Annotated in this window: 3 protein-coding genes; 2 read left to right on the top strand and 1 reads right to left on the bottom strand. The window is 56.6% G+C overall.

The window, feature by feature from the left end; translation table 11 throughout:
* On the top strand, positions 1–1,127 hold a 1,127-nt coding region (locus R6T97_RS15805), incomplete at its 5' end, for a cisplatin damage response ATP-dependent DNA ligase (RefSeq protein ID WP_410350243.1).
* Positions 1,128–1,190: 63 nt separating this feature from the next.
* Positions 1,191–3,008: a M3 family oligoendopeptidase gene (locus tag R6T97_RS15800; RefSeq protein ID WP_410350242.1), complete on the top strand. Its 1,818-nt coding sequence runs from the start codon at positions 1,191–1,193 to the stop codon at positions 3,006–3,008.
* Positions 3,009–3,082: 74 nt separating this feature from the next.
* On the opposite strand, the gene R6T97_RS15795 is transcribed toward R6T97_RS15800, so the two are convergent.
* A complete protein-coding gene (locus R6T97_RS15795; RefSeq protein ID WP_410350244.1) occupies positions 3,083–3,211 on the bottom strand; it encodes an HYR domain-containing protein in 129 nt (42 codons plus the stop codon).
* Between the last annotated feature and the right edge of the window lie 23 nt (positions 3,212–3,234).

Here is a 3,234-nt window from a genome sequence, read left to right as displayed (position 1 = left end):
TCACCCGCGCGCTGGCGCAGGCTACGGGACAGGCAGAACCGCAACTGACCCACAAGCTGATGGGCAACTGGACACCGGACACGACAACGTGGGACGCCCTGATCGAGGCCGAAGACCCCACCGCCGACCTGTCGCGCCCCTACCCGTTCTATCTGGCCTATCAGCTGGATGGGTTTGACGACCTAGGGCCGCCTACCGACTGGAATGCCGAACGCAAATGGGACGGCATCCGCGGACAGTTGATCGTGCGGGGCGGCGAACACCACCTGTGGTCGCGCGGCGAAGATCTGATGACCGACCGCTTTCCAGAATTCGCCCAACTGCGTGATTACCTGCCCGATGGCACTGTGATTGATGGCGAAGTGCTGGCGTTCATGGACCAAAGACCGCTCTCTTTCAACGCCCTTCAAAAACGGCTCGGGCGCAAAACGGTGCCCAAGAAACTGCTGACAGAGGCACCCGTGATCCTGATGGCCTATGATCTTCTGGAGCATGAGGGACATGACATCCGTCAGACCCCGCTGGAAAAACGACGCGCCACCTTACATTCGATGATCTGTGCCGTCCCCGAAACCGCGCCAATACGCCTTTCGGCTTCTGTTCCGTTCAAGACGTGGGAAGACCTCGGTGCCGCGCGCGACCAATCCCGAGATCTGAACGCCGAAGGTCTGATGCTCAAGCGGCTGGACAGCCCATACCTTGCGGGTCGCAAACGCGGGGACTGGTGGAAATGGAAGATTGATCCGCTCACCATCGACGCCGTGATGATTTATGCCCAAGCGGGACACGGACGGCGGGCCAATCTTTTCACCGATTACACATTTGCCGTGCGCAACGGCAATGACCTGGTACCATTTACCAAGGCCTATTCGGGGCTGACCGACAAGGAATTCCGCGAGATTACGGCGTGGGTCCGCAAGAACACCCTCCAGCGCTTTGGTCCCGTCCGGCAGGTGCCGCCCGAGCATGTCTTCGAGATCGCTTTTGAGGGTATTCAATCCAGCCCGCGCCACAAATCCGGTGTCGCCTTGCGCTTTCCGCGCATGCTGCGCTGGCGGCGCGACAAACCTGTGGATGAAGCCAATACGCTTGACGATCTCAAAGAGATGTTGGCGACCTATGGCTGATGGGCTTTTCACTGTTTCAAACAGTGCCTATGTATCTATTAACACGTAATGAAAGGTTTTCCCATGCAATTTCCCCAGCCCGTTTTCGACGCCAACACAACCGGTGGAAAGGACCTTGGAAATCTGCCCGAATGGGACCTGAGCGATCTTTACCCTGCCACCGACAGCCCCGAACTGGGACAGGATATGGCGTGGCTGGAGAAGGAATGTGCTGCCTTTGCAACCGATTACGAAGGAAAGCTGTCGCAGATGGATGCCGCGAGCCTTCTTGAGGCTGTTCAACGCTACGAGCAGATCGACGTGATCGCAGGGCGGATCATGTCCTTTGCCGGGCTGCGCTATTACCAATGTACCACCGACAGCGATCGCGCCAAATTCATAGCTGACTGTCAGGACAGGATCACCAATTACACGACCCCACTGGTGTTCTACGGGCTTGAATTCAACCGGCTGGACGATGATCACCTCACCGGTCTGCTTGATGCCAATGCGGACCTTGCCCGCTATAAACCCGTGTTTGACCGTATGCGGGCGATGAAGCCCTACCAGTTGTCCGATGAACTGGAAAAGTTTCTGCATGATCAGTCCACCGTCGGCGCTGCCGCGTGGAACCGTTTGTTTGATGAAACGATGGCGGGGCTGGAATTCGATGTGGATGGTGAAAAGCTCAATCTCGAAGCGACGCTGAACCTGCTCACCGAACAGAACCGCGAAAAACGCGAAATGGCGACCCATGCGCTGACCGCTGTTTTTCAGGACAACATCAAGCTCTTTGCCCGTGTCCACAACACGCTGGCCAAGGAAAAGGAAATCGAAGATCGCTGGCGCAAGATGCCCACCCCGCAAACAGGGCGGCACCTGTCAAACCACGTCGAACCCGAGGTGGTCGAGGCGCTGCGCGATGCCGTCGTCGCCGCCTATCCCCGCCTGTCGCACCGCTATTATGCGCTGAAAGCCAAGTGGCTGGGCCTTGACCGGATGCAGGTCTGGGATCGCAATGCGCCGCTTCCGATGGAAAGCGACAAGATCGTGGACTGGGATGAAGCAACCAAGACCGTGATAGACGCCTATGCCGGTTTTGACCCCAAAATGGCCGAGATCGCCAAGCCTTTCTTTAGCGATGGCTGGATTGATGCCGCCGTGAAACCGGGCAAAGCACCGGGCGCCTTCGCCCACCCCACCGTGACGCCCGTACATCCTTATGTGATGCTAAACTATCTGGGAAAACCACGCGATGTCATGACCTTGGCCCACGAACTGGGACATGGTGTGCATCAGGTGTTGGCCGCAGAACAAGGGGAGCTTTTGTCCTCAACCCCTCTGACGTTGGCTGAAACGGCATCAGTCTTTGGTGAAATGCTGACTTTCCAAAAACTGCTGGATGGGGCTCAAATCAAGGACGAACGCAAGATCCTGTTGGCGGGCAAGGTCGAGGATATGATCAACACGGTCGTGCGCCAGATCGCGTTCTATGATTTCGAATGCAAATTGCACGCCGCCCGTGCCGAAGGCGAACTGACACCCGATGACATCAACGCACTGTGGATGTCTGTGCAGGCCGAAAGCCTTGGGCCGGTGTTCGATTTTGCGGATGGCTATGAAACCTTCTGGGCGTACATCCCTCATTTCGTGCATTCACCCTTCTATGTCTACGCCTATGCCTTCGGTGATGGTTTGGTAAACGCACTTTATGCGGTCTACGCCGAGGGCGATCCCAATTTCCGCGAAAAATATTTCGACATGCTGCGTGCAGGCGGATCCAAGCACCACAAGGAATTGCTGGCCCCCTTCGGCCTAGATGCCTCTGATCCAAAATTCTGGGATAAAGGGCTGTCGATGATCGAAGGTTTCATCGACGAGTTGGAAGCGATGGAAGACTAAGCATCGCTGCGGCCTTGAACAGTTTTCAAGGCCGCTTTTGCTAGTCCAACTCGGTCCACGGCCAAGGTTTAACCTCACTGGCCGCTGTCTGGTACCGCGCGGCCCCAGGGCATGGCACCATCGACAACAGTGACCGTAACTTCACATTCAGAGCTGTTCCCACTGGGATCAGTGGCTGTCATGGTAACAGTATTAGGCCCAATGTCCTCACAGGTAAAATCATAAC

The sequence above is a fragment of the Yoonia sp. genome (assembly GCF_046498525.1).
GTDB lineage: Bacteria > Pseudomonadota > Alphaproteobacteria > Rhodobacterales > Rhodobacteraceae > Yoonia.
The sequence above is the reverse complement of the archived record's forward strand: the minus strand, read 5'-3'. Positions and strand labels throughout refer to the sequence as shown.

What these genes read in the sequence shown, in the direction of transcription:
- R6T97_RS15800 (WP_410350242.1), top strand. Translation starts at nt 1,191, where the DNA reads ATGCAATTTCCCCAGCCCGTTTTCGACGCCAACACAACCGGTGGAAAG.